The sequence below is a fragment of the Mycolicibacterium sp. CBM1 genome, assembly GCF_054073305.1.
In genome coordinates this window covers 301,373-319,024 of record NZ_JBSXPP010000004.1, presented here as the reverse complement: position 1 = coordinate 319,024, position 17,652 = coordinate 301,373, and the positions used below count along the sequence as shown (strand labels likewise).

Here is a 17,652-nt window from a genome sequence, read left to right as displayed (position 1 = left end):
GTCGCTACCCCCCCGCCGCGCTGAGGATCAGCATCGCCACGTGCAGAGAGGTCCTCGACTCGGCATCGTCGAGATCCATGCCGACGATTCGCTGCAGGGTGTCCAACCGCGAATACAGGGTCGGGCGCGACATGTGCAGGACTCGTGCCAATTCCGCCTTGTTCCCGCCGGCGTCCAGGAAGCTTCGCAGCAGGTCGAAGTAGTCGTCCCCGTGCTTGGCGCGGTGGGCCAGCAGGCCGGCCAGTTCGGTCTCGGCGAAGGCCTGTACCCGCGGGTCGGCGCGGATCAGCGCCAGCAAGCCGCGCAGGCGTACGTCGGCAGCTCGGTGAAAGGGCTTCTCGTGCAACGGTAATGCCATCGCGACCTCGGCGACGTGGTCCGCCTCCCGTAGGCCGCCGACGGCGGCGACCAGACGGCTGGACTCTGGTCCGAGGCCGATCACGCAGTCACCCACCCCGTCGAGGCGGGTGACCGCCCGGCGGATCGCCGAACACACCTTAGCCAGGGCGGCGTCCAGTCCTCCGGTCTGGTCGCTGGTGCGTTGCGGCGCCAACACCAGGTCGATCTGGCCGTCGTCGCGGGTTGCCGCCAGCCCGGTGTGGCCGACTGCGCGCACGGTGTGCATGATCGCGTCGAGCGTGCGAACGCGGCGCTGCGCGACCACAACCTGGTCGACACCGACACTCTCGCGCAACCGCACGGCCATGGGCACGTAGGTCAGCGCAGGGCGCAGTCCCAGTGCGTGGGCGCGGGCGGTCGCCTCGGCCTCGTCGACGATGCGGCCCCGACGCAGATCGTCGACCAGGCCACTCTGGGCGCGCAATTCGAGTGAGCTGCGGTTCTGCTCGACCATGCGGTGCAAGGCCAGAGCTTGTGCTGCTCGCTCCACGGTCATCACCGCACGACCGTTGCTGTCGGCCAGGTTCGGGGCGATCAGCCTGCCCCACTCCTCGCGGTACGGGCCCACCGGGCGCGCCGTCCAGGCGCTGTCCGGCGTGAGGCGCGAGCGGCGGTCCCAGTCCGCCAAGAGCGCCGCAGCCGCCATCCCGCGGCCGTCGAACGCCAGCACCTGGCGATTGAGGTCCTCCATCACGATCGGTGTGTCCAGCATCTCCGCGGCAGCACTGACGATCTGGTCGATCGAGGCGCGGCGCATGCTCAGCGCCGTGAACGCCTCGTGCACCCGTTGGGCGTACGCCACCTCGGCGTACTGGTCGGCCACGATGCGCCGATGTACCTCCTCGGTGATCTCGACGAAGCGAACAGGCCGATGCAGGGCGATCACGGGCAGCGACAGGCCGGCACCGATCTCGCGCACCGAATCGGGCACCGCGTCGATGTGCAGTCCGAGTTCGACCACCAGGCCGACCGCACCGGCGTGGGCCAGACCCGGCAGATAGGCGTCGCGGCGGAGGGGGTCGGCCAGCGCCTGTCCGGTGGTCAACACCACTTCGCCGCCGGTGAGCAGACCTGACAGATCGGCGAGATCCGAGACGTGGACCCAACGCACCGGTCGGTCCATCGGGCCCGGACACACCACCTCGGGACAGCCCGCCTGCACTGTCGGCAGGTCCAGAATGTCGCGAAGTGTCGGCTGCATTTACATAGTGTAATCCCGATTGCATATATCCTTACAGTTCGTCGGGCGTTGGATGCCGTCCAGGCGCGCAGAATCGACGGCATGACCCTCACCGCGCCCAACACCCGCGTCCGCACTATCGGCCACTGGGCCGACGGTAAGCACCTCGCCGGCAGCAGCGATCGCAGTGCCCCGGTGACCAACCCGGCGACCGGCCGGGTCACCGGGCAGGTCGCCCTGGCTGATGTCGCCGACGCCCGCGCGGTCATCGCCGCGGCCGCCGCCGCCTTCCCGGCGTGGCGCGACACCTCGCTGGCCAAGCGCACGTCGGTGCTCTTCGCGTTCCGCGAGCTGCTCAACGCCCGCAAGGGTGAGCTGGCCCAGATCATCACCAGCGAGCACGGCAAGGTTGTCTCCGACGCTCTGGGCGAGGTCAGCCGCGGCCAAGAGGTCGTCGAATTCGCCTGCGGCATCGCGCATTTGCTCAAGGGCGGCATGACAGAGAACGCGTCGACCAACGTCGACGTCGCCTCCATCCGCCAGCCGCTGGGCGTCGTCGGCATCATCAGCCCGTTCAACTTCCCGGCCATGGTGCCGATGTGGTTCTTCCCGATTGCCATCGCCGCGGGCAACACCGTCGTGCTCAAGCCGAGCGAGAAGGATCCGTCGGCCGCCCTGTGGCTCGCCGAACTGTGGGCCGAGGCGGGCCTGCCCGCCGGCGTCTTCAACGTGCTCCAGGGCGACAAGGTCGCCGTCGACGAACTGCTCACCAACCCCACGGTCAAGGCCGTCAGCTTCGTCGGCTCCACGCCGATCGCGCAGTACGTGTACTCGACCGGGACGATGCACGGCAAGCGCGTGCAAGCGCTCGGCGGCGCCAAGAACCACGCCATCGTGCTGCCGGACGCGGATCTCGACCTGGCTGCCGACGCCATGATCAACGCCGGCTTCGGCTCGGCCGGCGAACGGTGCATGGCCATCTCCGCGTGCGTCGCGGTCGGCCCGATCGCCGACGAATTGGTCGGCAAGATCGCCGAGCGCGCCAAGGGGCTCAAGACCGGTGACGGTACGCGGGACTCCGACATGGGGCCGCTGGTCACCAAGGCCCATCGCGACCGGGTGGCGTCCTACATCGCCGCCGGCGAGGCGGATGGCGCGACCATCGTCGTCGACGGCCGCGGCGTCTCCGTCGACGGCGCGGACGAGGGTTTCTGGTTGGGCCCGACCCTGATCGACAACGTCACCCCCGAGATGAGCGTCTACACCGACGAGATCTTCGGCCCGGTGCTCTCCGTGGTCCGCGTCGACTCCTACGACGAAGCACTGGCGCTGATCAATGCCAACCCCTACGGCAACGGCACCGCCATCTTCACCAATGACGGCGGCGCGGCCCGGCGGTTCCAGAACGAGGTCGAGGTCGGCATGGTCGGTATAAACGTGCCGATTCCGGTTCCGACTGCCTACTACAGCTTCGGCGGCTGGAAGAGCTCGCTGTTCGGCGACACCCACGCGCACGGTACCGAAGGCGTGCACTTCTTCACGCGTGGCAAGGTGGTCACCACGCGGTGGCTTGATCCGTCCCACGGCGGCATCAACCTCGGCTTCCCCCAGAACCACTGAGACGACCGAGCTCGGAAAGAGGCGCACTCACATGACCGCTACCCAGTCCCAGATCCTGCCCAGCGGCCAGGACATCGACACCGCCCGCGCGGAAGCCGCCCGGGCCTATGACCTCGACCGCCAGCATGTGTTTCACTCTTGGTCGGCCCAGGCCCAGATCAAACCGATGACGGTGGTCGCGTCGGAGGGCTCCTACGTCTGGGATGGCGACGGCAACAAGCTGCTCGACTTTTCCTCCCAGCTGGTCTTCACCAACATCGGCCACCAGCATCCGAAGGTCGTCGCCGCCATCGCCGAGCAGGCGGCCAAGCTGTGCACGATCGCGCCGCAACACGCCAACGCCGCCCGGTCGGAGGCCGCCCGGCTGATCGCCGAGCGAACCCCCGGTGACCTGAACCGGGTGTTCTTCACCAATGGTGGCGCCGACGCCGTCGAACACGCGGTGCGGATGGCGCGGTTGCACACCGGCCGCCGCAAGGTGTTGTCGCGGTACCGCTCCTACCACGGCGGCACCGACACCGCGATCAACCTCACCGGTGATCCGCGCCGCTACCCGAACGACTACGGCAGCTCCGGTGTCGTGCATTTCAATGGCCCGTTCCTGTACCGCTCGTCGTTCTTCGCCGAGAATGAGCAGCAGGAGTCCGAGCGCGCCCTGGACTACCTGGAGCGCCTGATCGCCCACGAGGGCCCGGCGACAATCGCCGCGATCATTCTCGAGTCCGTGCCCGGCACCGCCGGCATCATGGTGCCGCCGCCCGGCTACATGGCCGGTGTGCGGGAGATCTGCGACCGGCACGGCATCGTGTTCATCGCCGACGAGGTGATGGCCGGCTTCGGCCGGACCGGCAAGTGGTTCGCCATCGACCACTTCGACGTCGTCCCGGACTTGATGACCTTCGCCAAGGGTGTCACCTCCGGATACGTGCCGATGGGCGGTGTCGCAATCAACGACGCGATCGCGGCGACGTTCGCCGACCGCGCCTACCCCGGCGGCCTCACCTACTCCGGGCATCCGCTGGCCGCCGCGGCCGCGGTGGCGACGATCAACGCCATGGAAGACGAAGGCATGGTCGCCAACGCCGCCCGCATCGGCGAGAAGGTGCTCGGCCCCGGACTTCACGAGCTGGCTTCCCGGCACCCCTCGGTGGGCGAGGTGCGCGGGCTCGGCGTGTTCTGGGCCGTCGAGCTGGTGGCCAACCGGCAGACCCGCGAACCACTGGCCGCCTACGGCGGCTCCAGCCCAGCGATGAACGACGTGCTCGCCGCCTGCAAATCCGGGGGGTTGTTGCCGTTCGCCAACTTCAACCGGATTCATGCGGTGCCGGCGTGCAACATCACCGACGCCGAGGTGGCCGAGGGCCTGGCCGTGCTGGACAAGGCGCTCACCGTCGCCGACGGGTATGTGACCGGCTGACTCAGTACGGGCTGGTGTGCTGGGTAAGGACGAACAGAGCCAAGCCCAGGCACAGCAGCACGTTGATCGCTATCAGCATGGCGGCGAAGACGATCAGGCCGTGCACGCAACGGCGTTGAGCGCGACCATGTTTGGTGCGGCGCTGTTCGGTGAGCAGTTGTGTTGCTGTCAGGGCGAACGTGATGTCGACGAGTTCGTCGTCGGTGGCCGAGCCGCCTGCCACGATCTGGTGTAGCCGCTCCGGCGGGATACCGACACCGACCCCGGCGAACCTGCGGCTCAGTCTCTTGACCTCGCGGCGGCTGGCCGACCGATCACCCGGTAACACCGGATCCGGCCAGGCTGTCATAACTGTCTGACCCTAGTTGCGAGTCGTTGCCGCCGCCTGCGGAATGCTCAGGCTCGAGGAGGTCACAGACCGGGTTGGTCGTCGATGATGCCCAGCCAGATCTGCGCGACGTCCATGGCCACCTTCTCACTGATGAACGCGTGCTGGGTGCCGGTGTAGATATCGCGGAAGGCGCGTTCGAGGCGGCTGCCCTCCCGGATCGACGTGGTGCCCGCCGCCAGGTGGGCCCATTCGGCCGCGGCGCGGGCGACGTCGGTGGCGTAGACGGCGGCGACTCGCATGTCGGCGCGCAGCGCCGGGGTGAGGTCATCGCCGGCCGCGACGGCGGCCTCGGCGGTGCCGAACGCGTCGAGCACCAGCAAGCGCGCGGCGCGCCAGGCGGCGACGTGGTGGGCGAGGTCTTTCTGGAACGTGGGACGACTGGCCAGGGACGCCATGTCGCTCATCCGGTACTTCGTGGCGGCCAGCTCCTGGAGGTCGTCGAGCATGCTCTTGGCGACCCCCAGGGCCCACGACGCATGCCCGGCTGCCGTCACCGGCATCAGCCCCATCCGGGTGGCCGGTGAGGCACCCCGGTGCGGCACGCGGGCGAACAGACCGAAGGTGCGGCTCTCGGGGACGAACACGTCGGTGACGGCGTAGTCATAGGAGCCGGTCGCCTTGAGCCCCTGGACATGCCAACCGTCCTTGAAGTCGATCTGTGCGCGCGGGATCACCGCGACCCGCATCTCGGGCATGCCTTCGGCGGCCCAGCGCATCTCGGTGCCGTCCATCGGGAAGAATCCGGCGCAGACGTACTCGGCGTGACCGGTGCCGGAGCCGAAGCTCCAGGATCCGCTCAGCCGGTAGCCGCCGTCGACCGCCGCGCCCTGGCCGTTGGGGAAGAACTGCCCGCCCATCGTGACGTGGTTGTCGTTGGCGGTGAACACCTCGGCGAAACCCTCGTCGGGCAAGTAGGCGGCCACGGCGAACGACGACGGCAGGTTGGCGATGCCTATCCAGCCGAACGAGCCGTCCTGCCAAGCCATTTCGATCCAGGTCTCGATCATCTGGGCGAAAGACGGCTCGACACCACCGGCGTCGGCCGGGTTCAACGCCGACATCAGGCCGCTGGACCACATCTCGTCGACGACCACCGGGGACAGGGTTCGTAGCTTCTCCGAGTCACCGGCCTGGGCCGCCACCAGATCCCGCATTCCCCGGGCCAACCCGACGAGATGGTCCCCCGAGTGAAGTGTCGACGTCATTGTCCTCTTTCCGATCGTATGGGCGTGGGCGCGCGGCAGTGAACAACTCTGAAAAACTGTATAGCCCGGCCGCCCGGTACGAGCAAGGTTCGCCGTTGCGCCGGTTGGCTGCCGGGAGTTTGCTCGGCGAGCGCGCGGCACTCCGATGAGCCATAGTTCACTGGAGCGACTCGTGTGCCTCGCCCTGCCGCAACACGGAGGTGGCATGCTTCGGGTCCTCGTAGGGATCGAGAAGCGGTCCGGGATCAGGAGAAGGCAATGACCGATGTCGTGAACACCGCGCCGGGTGACGTCGCCGACCCCGACGGCGGCGCCGTACGGCCCCACGAACACAGCAGGACCGGCTTGTCGGCGGACGCGCTGCGTCGCGCGATCAGCGACCACCTCACCTACTCGATAGCGCGGCCCGCGGCGGCACTGACGGCCGATCACTACTACCGCGCGCTGGCGCTGGCGGTGCGCGATCGGATGCAGCAGCGCTGGATGGCGACCACCCAGGACTGGCTGGATCTGTCCAACAAGGTGACGTGTTACTTCTCGGCGGAGTTCTTGATGGGTCCGCAGCTCGGCAACAACCTGCTCAACCTCGGCATCGAGACCCAGGCCCGCGAGGCGCTGGCCGACCTCGGCCAGGAACTCGATGAGATCCTGGCCTGCGAGGAAGAACCCGGGCTGGGCAACGGCGGGCTGGGCCGGCTCGCCGCGTGCTACCTCGATTCGCTGGCCACCCTGGAACGGCCTTCGATCGGGTACGGCATCCGCTACGAGTTCGGCATCTTCGACCAGGAGATCCAGAACGGTTGGCAGGTCGAGAAGACCGACAACTGGCTGGTCGGCGGAAACCCTTGGGAGATCGACAAACCCGACGCCAGCTACATCGTCAACTGGGGTGGGCACACCGAACAGTACGAGGATCTCGCCGGCCACCTGCGAGTCCGGTGGATTCCCCAGCAGGTGATCAAGGGCGTCTCCTACGACACCCCTATCCAGGGTTACGGCGTCAACACCTGCAACACGCTCACCCTGTGGAGCGCGCGTTCGGTCGAATCCTTTGCACTGGAGGCCTTCAACACCGGCGACTTCTACAAGGCCGTCGAGGAAGAGGTGGTCGCCGAGAAGGTTTCGAAGGTCCTCTACCCCAACGACGAACCTGATGCCGGTAAGCGGCTGCGGCTGCAGCAGCAGTACTTCTTCGTGTCGTGCTCGCTGCAGGACATCCTGCGGATCCACACCGAGCGGGCCGGACTGCCACTGTCGGCGCTGCCGCAGAAGTGGGCGATCCAGCTCAACGACACCCACCCCTCGATCGCGGTGGCCGAGTTGATGCGCCTGCTGATCGACGAGCACCATATGGGCTGGGACGAGGCCTGGGACATCACGCTGGGGACGTTCGCCTACACCAACCACACTCTGCTGCCCGAGGCGCTGGAGACCTGGCCGCTGAGTATCTTCGGCGAATCGCTGCCGCGGCACCTGGAGATCGTCTACGAGATCAACGAACGCTTCCTCGACGAGGTGCGTTCGCGGTTCCCCGACGACGAGGACCGGCTGCGGCGGATGTCGCTGATCGGTGAGAACGGCGGCAAGAGCGTCCGGATGGCGCACCTGGCCACGGTCGGCAGCCACGCCGTCAACGGCGTCGCCGCGCTGCATTCCGAACTGCTCAAAGCCAGTGTGCTCAAAGACTTCTACGAGATGTGGCCGGAACGCTTCGGCAACATCACCAACGGCGTCACTCCGCGCCGGTTCCTGGCGCTGTCCAACCCCGGGCTGCGCGGGCTGCTCGACGAGACCGTCGGCGACGGCTGGCTGACCAACCTCGACCGGCTACGCGAACTCGAGAACTACGTCGAGGACCCGGCGTTCCGGCAGCGGTGGCGAGAAGTCAAGCGCGCCAACAAGAAACGGCTCGCCGAATTCGTCCACTCCACGACCGGAATCGAGCTGGACCACACCTGGATGTTCGACATTCAGGTCAAACGCATCCACGAGTACAAGCGTCAGCACCTCAACGTGCTGCACATCATCACGCTGTACAACCGCCTCAAGCGCAATCCCGGTTTCGCGATCGCGCCGCGCGCCTTCATCTTCGGCGGCAAGGCCGCACCCGGCTACTTCATGGCCAAACGGATCATCCGGCTCATCACCGCCGTCGGCGCCACGGTCAACAACGACCCCGACGTCAACCGCTTCATGAAGGTGGTGTTCCTGCCGAACTTCAACGTGCAGAACGCCCACCTGATCTACCCGGCCGCCAACCTCTCCGAGCAGATCTCCACCGCGGGCAAGGAGGCGTCCGGCACCGGCAACATGAAGTTCATGATGAACGGCGCGCTGACGATCGGCACCCTCGACGGCGCCAACGTCGAGATCCGCGAGGAGGCGGGGGCGGAGAACTTCTTCCTGTTCGGGCTGACGGTCGAAGAGGTGGAGCGGATCAAAGCCGACGGGTACCGCCCGGCAAGCTACATCGAGCGCGACCAGGAACTCGCCGAGGTGCTCGAGCTGATCCTCGACGGCACGTTCACCCACGGCGACACCGAGGTGCTGCGGCCGGTGGTGGACAACCTCATTCACGACGACCCGTTCCTGGTGCTGGCCGACTACCGCTCCTATGTGGACTGTCAGTCCCGGGTCAGCTCCGCCTGGCTCGACGACGACACCTGGTCGCGGATGTCGATCCTCAACGCCGCCCGCAGCGGCAAGTTTTCCTCGGATCGCGCGATCGAGGAGTACTGCGACGACATCTGGGGCGTGTACCCGATGCCGGTCGAACTCTAGACACGGCACATGTCGCGGGCCGTCACGCGCTGATCCTGCGCCTGCCGGGGTGTCGCGACCGGCGCCTGGGAGTCACAGTCGGTCAATAGTGATAGGTGTCCGACGGGGCCGTCACGTGGACGGCCTGATCGTCGAACTCCGAGACTTCGATGCCGTAGGCGCGGGCCAGGTCGAGAATCTTGTTGGCCCGGGCGATGCGGGGCAGGTCCGAGCCGTTGCGGATCTCCCCGCCGTCACGCTCGAACTCGGCGAAGAACTCCTTGGCCCAGGCGATTTCCTCCTGCGACGGTGACAAACCTTCATTCACCGTGGGGCACTGATCGGGCGTCAGACAGATCTTGCCCGTCATCCCGAACTCCGCCGACACCGCGGTCGCCTCGCTGAGCTTCAGCGCGCTCGAGCCCACTGTCGGGCCGTCGACGGCGCCGGGCAGGTGGGCGGCCTTGGCCGCGATCGTGAATCGGGACCGGGCATAGGCAAGGGTGGCCGGGTTCTCGCCGAACCCGGTGTCGCGGCGGAAGTCACCGATCCCGAACGCCAGCCGGAAGGTGCCCTTCGCCGCGGCGATCTCGGTGATCCGCTCCAGTCCCCTGGCGGTCTCCACCAGGGCGACGATCGGAACGTTCGGCAGGCGCTTGGCGGTCTCGGTGACGTGGTCGACGGACTCGACCATCGCCAGCATCACCCCGCCGACCGAAGTCCCCGCCAGCACGGCCAGGTCGTCGGCCCACCACGGCGTGCCGAACCCGTTGACCCGAACCCAGTCCGAATTGCCCGCGGCCAGCCACTGCACGACGTTGTCGCGGGCCGCGGCCTTGTCCTTGGGCGCGACGGCATCTTCGATGTCGAGCACGACGATGTCAGCGCGGGAACGCGCGGCGGGAGCGAACTTGTCCTGGTGCGCGCCGTTGACCAGCAGCCAACTGCGAGCCAGCACCGGGTCGATGCGAAAGCCCACGTCGTGCGGATCGTGATTGGTGTCCCACCCCGAAGTGGTCTGGTCGTACATCGCCTGGCCTGGTGCCTTCCGTCCCGCGGCACCGCAGCCGCGGCGCGGCTACATCGTCGCATCGGCGCAGGCCGGGGCCGAAACCAGGTCGTTGCGCGCAGGGTCTCCGCTGAACAAACCGTTGATCTTGACGATGCCGACCAGCAGTCGACGCCACGTCCGATCTCCCCGCCTGGTCGAGTGCGAGGTACGTTGGGCTGCCATCGGATGAGGAGCACATGTGACCCGTCCTGCCGTGACCGACCAGCCGTCGCTGCTGGCCCGCATCCCGTTGGAGATCCGCAAGGCCGCCACCGTCATCGCCATCGCGATCGTGATGACCGCGAGTTTCGCCGCCGCGTACACCGTGGCGCTGGGCCGCCCGTTCCCGCGCAACATGCCGGTGGGCGTGGTCGGTTCGGTGGCCACCACCCAGGCGCTCGTCGCGGCGGTACAAAGCAGGCCAAGCGAGTTCGACGTGCACCAGTACCCCACCCGGGAAGCGGCGGTCGGCGCCCTCAACGGCCAGCGCATCACCGCGGTCATCGATGCCACCTCGGCGCCGCCACAGCTGTTGCTGTCCAGCGCCAGCGACCCGTCGGGATCGCGCGCCCTGGCCCAGCTCGACCAAACGCAGCCCGGCCAATTTGTTCTGCCGATCATCGACCTGCATCCGCTGCCGCCGTCGGACCCGGCCGGGTTGGCGACGTTCTACCTGGTGATCGCCGCCACGATCCTGGGCTTCATCACGATGTTCCAGTTGCGCGCCAATGTCAAAACCCTCTCGCTGAGCCGCTGGCTGGCCTGCGTGACGGTCCTCGCCATCGTGGGCGGCGCCACCCTGTCGGTCGTCACCGGCCCGGTCCTCGGCGCGTTGACGACCCCGTTTCCCCAGCTGTGGCTCCTAACGTCGCTGCAGATCGCGGTGGCCGCGTCGTTCAATTCGGCCATGCTGGTACTGATCCATCGGTGGGCGATCATTCCGACCTGGGTGGTGTTCATCCTGCTGGGCAACACCTCCTCCGGCGGGGCCGTGTCGGCCTCGCTGCTCCCGCAACCCTTCGCGTTCCTCAACCACGCACTGCCCAGCGGGGCGACGGTATCGGCCATCCACGCCGCCACGTACTTCCCGGAGAACCAGCGAATGCTGCCCTTCGTCGTTCTCGGGTTGTGGTTGGTGGTCAGCCTGGTGGTCCTAGTGGTGTCGTCACGCGCATTGGATCGCTCCCCGGCGGCCTGAGGTCCTAGGCTGGGTTGATGATCAACGCCGGCCGAATCACGTCGATCTGGCGGTACCCGGTGAAGTCGATGCTCGGTGAGCGGCTGACCGAAGCCGGCATCGGTGAGTTGGGCCTGCACGCCGACCGGACCTGGGCCGTACGCGACGTGGCGTCCGATGCGACCACCAGCGCCAAGCGGTTGCCGGGGCTGCTGTGGTGCACCGCCCGCTACGCGCAGGCCCCACCGCCGGACGCCGGACCGGGCCACGCCCCGGAGGTCGTCATCGGCTTCCCCGACGGTAGCGAGGTCAGCAGCTCCGATCCCAAGGTCCACGAGGCGTTGTCGCAGTATCTGGACTGCCGGGTGGAGCTGCGGGCGCTGCCGCCGATCGAGCGGCGCGACGAATACCGCGGGCCGATGGCGACCAAGACCGACCTACGCACCATCTTCGGCCTTGAGGACGACGAGCCGCTGCCGGACCTGTCGATGTTCCCGGTGCGCAAACTCGCCGAGATCAGCCGCTACGCCACCCCGGTCGGAAGCTATGTCGACGCCTACCCGGTGCACCTGATCACCGAGCAGAGCCTGGCGACAATGGCTGCCCTGGCACCGGATTCCGATTTCGACATCCGCCGATTCCGACCGACCGTCGTCGTAGACGCTTCTGGCTCCTCGGCCCATCCGGAGTGGGACTGGTGCGGCGGCACACTGCACGCCCCACACGCCGATCTGCAGCCGCTCATCCCCACCATTCGCTGCGTGATGCCTTCCCACGAGCAGCCTGAACTCAAGCGTGACAAAGCGATCACCCGCACCATCGCCGCGCACTCGCGTCGCTGCCTGGGTATCTACGGCACCGTCACCAGACCCGGCCGAATCGCCGAAGGCGATGTGCTGCAACTGGATCCGCTATGCCGCTCGCCGATCGGCGCCACCGCCGAATCCGGCGCGATCAAGGTGAAGCGGGCCGTGATGCGGGCCGTCTCCGCCGCCATGCCGACCGGGAAGAAGGACTGATCATGCGTCACGCCATCGGAGGGCTCGGGGTGCTGGTCGCACTGTTCGGCCTGCTGTTCACACTGCAAGGTTTCGGCGCCGTCCAGGGCAGCCCGATGAGCAACACCACCACGTGGTCGGTGCTCGGCCCGCTCGTTGTCCTCGTCGGGCTGGGCCTCGCCGTCGCGGCGTGGCGTCCCCGCCGCTAGACGGAGCTATCCGCTACGGCCCTTCAGATCGACTCGGCGGCCGTCTGCAGGCGACGGCGCCACCAGGCGACCCGGTCGGGGTCGTCGACGCTGAACTGCGCGAGCCGCTCGGGGTCCGGCGCCGGCGGCATCGGGGCCACCGGCAGGTAGCCATCGACCGGGATCAGTGACCGGCCGGCCGACACGATGTCCGCGCTCAGAGCGGCGGCCACCCCCAGACCGCAGGCGAACGGCAATTCGGGCAACACCCCGGCCAGCGCCAGCCCGCCGGCCAATCCAATGCTGGTCTGCGGCGCCGAGAACACCACACAGGGCAAACCGGACAGCTCGGCGATACGCAACGCGCGCCGCACTCCACCGAGCGGCCCGACGCTGAGTACCACGACGTCGGCGCTAACCGATAGCGCCGACGGCGAGCCGGCGGCGCGGTCCGTCGCGACGGCCGCGACATCCAGGGCGATGCGAACGTCCACCCGCCGGCGCACCGTCGCGAGTTCGTCGGCGCGCCCGCAGGGCTGCACGACGAACTCCAGCCCACCCGCTGCCCGGTCGAGAATCGGGATCGCCGCGGCGGCGGCCTCGGCGTCCCAGCGTCCGTCGGCGACGACGCGAATCGCACCGGCCGGACCCAGCGCGTCGCGCACCGCTTCGAGCCGAGCCTCGTCTTCGGACAGCTCACCACCAACCCGCACGTCGGCCGCCCGGCATCCACTGCTCACGGTGACGGCCCGCGCATCCTGCGGGCTTACCGCGGGCACCGTCACCGCAACCGGCACTCGGCCACGGACCGGATCGGGCCAGCCGACCGTTCCGCCCTCGATGGCGGAGGTCAGCCAAAGCTGGTCCTCGGCCGCGGAACATGTTGGCGCGGGACTGAATTCGCCCCAGCCTTGCGGGCCCTCGACGAGCATGCCCGCACAGCCGAAGCCGTCGAACCCCGCGCGGGGCCGGATGACGAAAACCGGCGCGGTGTCGAAGGCGATCAGGGCTTTCACGGGCGGGCTACGACGCGGGCCGCGGCGGCGACCAGTAGGCCAGCATGTCGGCGAAGGTGTCGAACGCGGGCCGCGACATCCCGTAGGTCGCCTCGAAGTGGATGCTCAGCGGGAAACCGAGGTCACCCACGCCGTCGACTACCCGCTTGTACAGGTCGACCAACAGCCGGCGCTTGACGTCGGGCTCGCTGGCGGCGAGCGTGCGCACGAACTCCTGCTCGGGGTCGACCGCCGGGTTGCCGGGATCCTGGATCAGCCAGTTGATCAGTCCGACGCGGGACTCGACCTTCGGAACGAAGCCGAACGACAGCAGGATCTCCGGGCGGTAGTCGGTCTCACGGGCGAACTCGCCGAGGAACCCGACGATGGCGTCGGAGTAGAGCAGCTGCGTCATACCGTAGGTGGCGCCCCGGCCGCACTTGAATCCGAACCGGCCCGCCTCGCCGACCCGGGTGGGGATCAAGATCGCGCCCCGGTTGGGCACCAGGTCGTGGTAGATGTCCAGCGCGTCGGTGGGTGCCACGCCGGCGCCCTCGCCGTCGGCCATCGTCCGGGGCACCCCGACGAACGCGATGCCCTCCATCCCCGCGTCGAGCAGCCGGGTCAGCCGGCCGCGCAGCGCAGGTTCGTCCAGGAACGCGGTCACCTGGGTGCACAGGCCTTTCACGCCGGGCAGCTCCGGGGAAATCCGCAACCAGTAGTCGAGCACGTCGAGCTTGGGCTTCATCTCGATGGGGCGGTCGTCGTCCTCGTCGATCATTCCCGGGATCATGACGTGGCCGATCCGGCCCTCGAGGCCGGTCTCCCCGCACAGTCGGGTGACCTTGTGCGCTTCTTCGAGGATCTCGTCCGCACTGCGATCGGTGTTGGGCGGCACGAGTTCGAGTGCGACGGTGTTGAGGGGCACGGAACTTCTCCTGATGAGACGACTGGTTCCCCCGGGGCGCGGGCCGATGATGGCCGCTGAACGCGGTCCGCCGAGAGCATCACCATACCGACTGCCCGACCGCGGGCGGACGAACCCCGACAGCGTCACATCGACCCCGTGCTCCCCAGTACCGGGAGTTCACCGAATCAGTTCCGCCAAACTCTTGACTCATTCCAGAAACGGGACGACTATCGCAATGTGACCTCCATGTCGGACTTCGCCGCTCAGCTGCGCGGGGCTGAGTTGCGGGTCACCCGGCCACGGGTCGCAGTGCTCGAAGCGGTCAACGCACACCCGCACGCTGACACCGACACCATCTTCGGCGCAGTCCGCGCGGCGTTGCCGGAAGTGTCCAGGCAAGCGGTCTACGACGTCCTTCACGCCCTGACCGCCGCCGGGCTGGTCCGTCGCATCCAGCCGTCCGGATCGGTCGCACGCTACGAATCGCGGGTCGGCGACAATCACCACCACGTGGTCTGTCGCGGCTGCGGCACCATCGCCGACGTCGACTGCGCGGTCGGCGCGGCGCCCTGCCTGACCCCCTCCGACGACGATCGCCAGTTAGACGGCTTCGTTCTCGACGAGGCCGAGGTGACCTACTGGGGGATGTGCCCCGACTGTTCGGCTCAACAGCCTTCGCGATCGCAACCGTGATCGCAGCCCACATCACCACCCCTTGAAAGGAACAGCAGTGCCAGAGGAAACTCCTCCGATTGGAGAGGCTCAGACCGAGCCGGCCGAAAGCGGTTGCCCGATGCGGATCAAGCCGCCCGTCGAGGGTGGCAGCAATCGGGATTGGTGGCCCAACGCGGTCAATCTGAAGATCCTCCAGAAGGATCCCGACGTCATCAACCCGATGGACCGAGGCTACGACTACCGTTCTGAGGTCCTCAGCCTGGACTTCGACGCGCTGGCACGGGACGTCGACGCCGTCATGACCGACTCGCAGGACTGGTGGCCCGCTGACTTCGGCCACTACGGCCCGTTCTTCATTCGCATGGCCTGGCATGCCGCGGGCACCTACCGCGTGCAAGACGGCCGCGGCGGCGCTGGCAAGGGCATGCAGCGGTTCGCGCCGCTGAACAGCTGGCCCGACAACGCCAGCCTGGACAAGGCGCGCCGCCTGCTCTGGCCGGTCAAGAAGAAGTACGGCAAGAAGCTGTCGTGGTCGGATCTCATCGTCTTCGCCGGCAATCGGGCGCTGGAGAACATGGGCTTCTCGACAGCCGGCTTCGCGTTCGGCCGCCCGGACTACTGGGAGCCGGAGGAGGACGTCTACTGGGGTGCCGAGGCGGAATGGCTCGGCTCGCAGGACCGCTACTCCGGCAGCGACCGCACCAAGCTGGAGAACCCTCTCGGCGCCACCATGATGGGCCTGATCTATGTGAATCCTGAAGGCCCCGAAGCCAATCCGGACCCGCTGCTCGCGGCGGTCGACATCCGCGAGACCTTCGGCCGGATGGCGATGAACGACGTGGAGACCGCGGCGCTGATCGTCGGCGGACACACCTTCGGCAAGACCCACGGCAACGGCAACCCCGATCTGATCGGTCCCGAGCCGGAAGCCGCTCCGCTCGAGGAGCTCGGCCTGGGCTGGCGCAACACCCAGAACAGCGGTGTCGGAAACGAGGCCTTCACCAGTGGTCTGGAGGTCATCTGGACGCACACCCCGACGAAGTGGGACAACAGCTTCCTGGAGATCCTCTACGGCAACGAGTGGGAGCTGACCAAGAGCCCGGCCGGCGCCAATCAGTGGAAGCCGAAGAACGACGGCTGGGCCAACTCGGTGCCGATGGCGCAGGGTGACGGCAAGACCCACCCGTCGATGCTGACCACCGACCTCGCGATGCGGCTCGACCCGATCTACGGTGAGATCACCCGCCGTTGGCTGGATCACCCCGAAGAACTCGCCGAAGAGTTCGCCAAGGCGTGGTTCAAGTTGCTGCACCGCGACATGGGTCCGGTCGTCCGCTATCTCGGGCCGGAGGTTCCCAAGCAGACCTGGGTCTGGCAGGACCCGGTTCCGGCCGGCACTCCCCTGTCGGCCGACCAGGTCGCCTCGCTCAAGTCGGCCATCGCCGATTCGGGTCTGACCGTGGCTCAGCTGGTGTCCACGGCCTGGAAGGCGGCGTCGTCCTACCGCGACAGCGATATGCGCGGTGGCGCCAACGGCGGCAGGATCCGGCTGCAGCCGCAGCTCGGGTGGGAGGTCAACGAGCCTGACGAGCTGGCTCAGGTCATCCGCGCACTGGAGGGCATCCAGTCCTCGGCGGGCTTCCCGGTGTCGTTTGCCGACCTGGTCGTGCTGGGCGGCAACGTCGGTGTCGAGAAGGCAGCTGCCGCAGCCGGATTCGACATCCAGGTGCCCTTCACCTCGGGTCGTGGCGATGCCACCCAGGATCAGACCGACGTCGAGTCGTTCGCCTACCTGGAGCCCAAGGCCGACGGTTTCCGCAACTACGCGGGCAAGGGCCTGAACCTGCCCGCGGAGTACCACCTGATCGACCGGGCGAACCTGCTCGGTGTGTCGGGTCCGGAGATGACGGTTCTGGTCGGCGGGCTGCGTGTGCTCGGCACCAACTTCGGCGGCACCAAGCACGGTGTGTTCACCGACAAGCCGGGTGTGCTGAGCACCGACTTCTTCGTCAACCTGCTCGACATGAGCACCAAGTGGGAACCGTCGGCGGCTGACGACGGCACCTACATCGGCAAGGACCGCAGCAGCGGTGCGACCAAGTACACCGCCAGCAGGGTCGATCTGCTCTTCGGCTCCAACTCGCAGCTGCGGGCCCTGGCCGAGGTGTACGCCGAGGACGACGCCAAGGAGAAGTTCGTCAAGGACTTCGCCGCGGCGTGGGCGAAGATCATGGACAACGACCGGTTCGACCTGGCCTGATCCCTAACCGAATGACGAAACCCCGCGGGCTTGCAGCCCGCGGGGTTTTCGTCATTGAGGGCGGTGGCTAGTTGCAGGCGCCGGCGTTGACCCAGCGGCCGTTCCAGCCCACGCAACCGGTCACCGGTGGTGGCGGCGGTGGCGGTGGCGGCGGGTAGTCCTCGGGTAGCGGGGCGTAATAGGCCGGGGGCGGCACGTACGGCGCCATCACCTCGCCGAGGTCCGCGCACCCGCTCACGGTGACGCGGCGCCCAGCGCTGGCACACACGTCCGCGTTGGCCTCACCGCTGGGCGCGATGGTGACCAGCGCCGCCGGGACACTGCTGAGTGCCAGCACCGCCGCGGCCGCGGCCCCCCAGGTTCGTGGCGAACGTCTTCTCATCGGCGTCTCTCCTGTCTCGGACGTGCAGCGGAGTATATAGCCGC

Annotated in this window: 15 protein-coding genes; 8 read left to right on the top strand and 7 right to left on the bottom strand. The window is 67.8% G+C overall.

The genetic code is table 11. From position 1 onward, the window contains the following. Window positions 1-4: 4 nt before the first annotated feature. Complete coding sequence (locus ACXDF8_RS07805) at window positions 5-1,600, bottom strand: PucR family transcriptional regulator (protein ID WP_457222668.1); 1,596 nt, start codon at window positions 1,598-1,600, stop codon at window positions 5-7. A gap of 81 nt (window positions 1,601-1,681) precedes the next feature. Between ACXDF8_RS07805 and ACXDF8_RS07800 the strand changes: the two genes are divergently transcribed. Then, window positions 1,682-3,199, top strand: a complete 1,518-nt coding sequence (locus tag ACXDF8_RS07800; RefSeq protein WP_457222667.1) for a CoA-acylating methylmalonate-semialdehyde dehydrogenase — start codon at window positions 1,682-1,684, stop codon at window positions 3,197-3,199. Window positions 3,200-3,230: 31 nt separating this feature from the next. Continuing rightward, window positions 3,231-4,616 (top strand): aspartate aminotransferase family protein, encoded by a 1,386-nt coding sequence (locus ACXDF8_RS07795; protein ID WP_457222666.1) that lies wholly within the window; start codon window positions 3,231-3,233, stop codon window positions 4,614-4,616. Between the two features lies 1 nt (window position 4,617). Here the strand turns inward: ACXDF8_RS07795 and ACXDF8_RS07790 are convergent, their stop codons facing one another. After that, complete coding sequence (locus ACXDF8_RS07790) at window positions 4,618-4,965, bottom strand: hypothetical protein (RefSeq protein ID WP_457222665.1); 348 nt, start codon at window positions 4,963-4,965, stop codon at window positions 4,618-4,620. A 62-nt stretch (window positions 4,966-5,027) separates the two neighbouring features. Next, window positions 5,028-6,212, bottom strand: a complete 1,185-nt coding sequence (locus ACXDF8_RS07785) for an acyl-CoA dehydrogenase family protein (protein WP_457222664.1) — start codon at window positions 6,210-6,212, stop codon at window positions 5,028-5,030. Between the two features lie 258 nt (window positions 6,213-6,470). Between ACXDF8_RS07785 and ACXDF8_RS07780 the strand changes: the two genes are divergently transcribed. Beyond that, window positions 6,471-8,993, top strand: a complete 2,523-nt coding sequence (locus ACXDF8_RS07780) for a glycogen/starch/alpha-glucan phosphorylase (RefSeq protein WP_457222663.1) — start codon at window positions 6,471-6,473, stop codon at window positions 8,991-8,993. Between the two features lie 82 nt (window positions 8,994-9,075). On the opposite strand, the gene ACXDF8_RS07775 is transcribed toward ACXDF8_RS07780, so the two are convergent. Next, a complete protein-coding gene (locus ACXDF8_RS07775) occupies window positions 9,076-10,002 on the bottom strand; it encodes an HpcH/HpaI aldolase/citrate lyase family protein (protein ID WP_457222662.1) in 927 nt (308 codons plus the stop codon). Between the two features lie 220 nt (window positions 10,003-10,222). On the opposite strand from ACXDF8_RS07775, the gene ACXDF8_RS07770 reads away from it, so the two are divergent. Genes ACXDF8_RS07770 through ACXDF8_RS07760 form a run of 3 tightly spaced genes read left to right on the top strand, consistent with a single transcriptional unit; the run spans window position 10,223 to window position 12,407 of the window. After that, window positions 10,223-11,221 (top strand): DUF3533 domain-containing protein, encoded by a 999-nt coding sequence (locus ACXDF8_RS07770; RefSeq protein ID WP_457222661.1) that lies wholly within the window; start codon window positions 10,223-10,225, stop codon window positions 11,219-11,221. Between the two features lie 17 nt (window positions 11,222-11,238). After that, a complete protein-coding gene (locus ACXDF8_RS07765) occupies window positions 11,239-12,219 on the top strand; it encodes an MOSC domain-containing protein (RefSeq protein ID WP_457222660.1) in 981 nt (326 codons plus the stop codon). Between the two features lie 2 nt (window positions 12,220-12,221). Continuing rightward, the gene (locus ACXDF8_RS07760; protein ID WP_457222659.1) at window positions 12,222-12,407 is read left to right on the top strand and encodes a hypothetical protein; all 186 of its coding nucleotides are present in this window, start codon (window positions 12,222-12,224) and stop codon (window positions 12,405-12,407) included. Between the two features lie 23 nt (window positions 12,408-12,430). Here the strand turns inward: ACXDF8_RS07760 and ACXDF8_RS07755 are convergent, their stop codons facing one another. Together ACXDF8_RS07755 and ACXDF8_RS07750 are read right to left on the bottom strand one after the other, a co-directional pair. After that, window positions 12,431-13,402 carry an enolase C-terminal domain-like protein gene (locus tag ACXDF8_RS07755; protein WP_457222658.1) on the bottom strand — a complete coding sequence of 324 codons (972 nt, stop codon included), beginning with the start codon at window positions 13,400-13,402 and terminating at the stop codon, window positions 12,431-12,433. Window positions 13,403-13,409: 7 nt separating this feature from the next. Continuing rightward, window positions 13,410-14,309 (bottom strand): mycobacterial-type methylenetetrahydrofolate reductase, encoded by a 900-nt coding sequence (locus ACXDF8_RS07750; RefSeq protein ID WP_457222657.1) that lies wholly within the window; start codon window positions 14,307-14,309, stop codon window positions 13,410-13,412. A gap of 228 nt (window positions 14,310-14,537) precedes the next feature. On the opposite strand from ACXDF8_RS07750, the gene ACXDF8_RS07745 reads away from it, so the two are divergent. Together ACXDF8_RS07745 and katG are read left to right on the top strand one after the other, a co-directional pair. Continuing rightward, complete coding sequence (locus ACXDF8_RS07745; RefSeq protein WP_457222656.1) at window positions 14,538-14,984, top strand: Fur family transcriptional regulator; 447 nt, start codon at window positions 14,538-14,540, stop codon at window positions 14,982-14,984. Between the two features lie 37 nt (window positions 14,985-15,021). Next, window positions 15,022-17,226, top strand: coding sequence for a catalase/peroxidase HPI (katG, locus tag ACXDF8_RS07740; RefSeq protein WP_457222655.1), 2,205 nt, complete (start codon window positions 15,022-15,024; stop codon window positions 17,224-17,226). Window positions 17,227-17,293: 67 nt separating this feature from the next. Here katG and ACXDF8_RS07735 read toward each other — a convergent pair whose 3' ends face one another. Further along, complete coding sequence (locus tag ACXDF8_RS07735; RefSeq protein ID WP_457222654.1) at window positions 17,294-17,608, bottom strand: hypothetical protein; 315 nt, start codon at window positions 17,606-17,608, stop codon at window positions 17,294-17,296. Between the last annotated feature and the right edge of the window lie 44 nt (window positions 17,609-17,652).

What these genes read in the sequence shown, in the direction of transcription:
- ACXDF8_RS07805 (WP_457222668.1), bottom strand. Translation starts at nt 1,600, where the DNA reads ATGCAGCCGACACTTCGCGACATTCTGGACCTGCCGACAGTGCAGGCG.
- ACXDF8_RS07800 (WP_457222667.1), top strand. Translation starts at nt 1,682, where the DNA reads ATGACCCTCACCGCGCCCAACACCCGCGTCCGCACTATCGGCCACTGG.
- ACXDF8_RS07795 (WP_457222666.1), top strand. Translation starts at nt 3,231, where the DNA reads ATGACCGCTACCCAGTCCCAGATCCTGCCCAGCGGCCAGGACATCGAC.
- ACXDF8_RS07790 (WP_457222665.1), bottom strand. Translation starts at nt 4,965, where the DNA reads ATGACAGCCTGGCCGGATCCGGTGTTACCGGGTGATCGGTCGGCCAGC.
- ACXDF8_RS07785 (WP_457222664.1), bottom strand. Translation starts at nt 6,212, where the DNA reads ATGACGTCGACACTTCACTCGGGGGACCATCTCGTCGGGTTGGCCCGG.
- ACXDF8_RS07780 (WP_457222663.1), top strand. Translation starts at nt 6,471, where the DNA reads ATGACCGATGTCGTGAACACCGCGCCGGGTGACGTCGCCGACCCCGAC.
- ACXDF8_RS07775 (WP_457222662.1), bottom strand. Translation starts at nt 10,002, where the DNA reads ATGTACGACCAGACCACTTCGGGGTGGGACACCAATCACGATCCGCAC.
- ACXDF8_RS07765 (WP_457222660.1), top strand. Translation starts at nt 11,239, where the DNA reads ATGATCAACGCCGGCCGAATCACGTCGATCTGGCGGTACCCGGTGAAG.
- ACXDF8_RS07760 (WP_457222659.1), top strand. Translation starts at nt 12,222, where the DNA reads ATGCGTCACGCCATCGGAGGGCTCGGGGTGCTGGTCGCACTGTTCGGC.
- ACXDF8_RS07745 (WP_457222656.1), top strand. Translation starts at nt 14,538, where the DNA reads ATGTCGGACTTCGCCGCTCAGCTGCGCGGGGCTGAGTTGCGGGTCACC.
- ACXDF8_RS07735 (WP_457222654.1), bottom strand. Translation starts at nt 17,608, where the DNA reads ATGAGAAGACGTTCGCCACGAACCTGGGGGGCCGCGGCCGCGGCGGTG.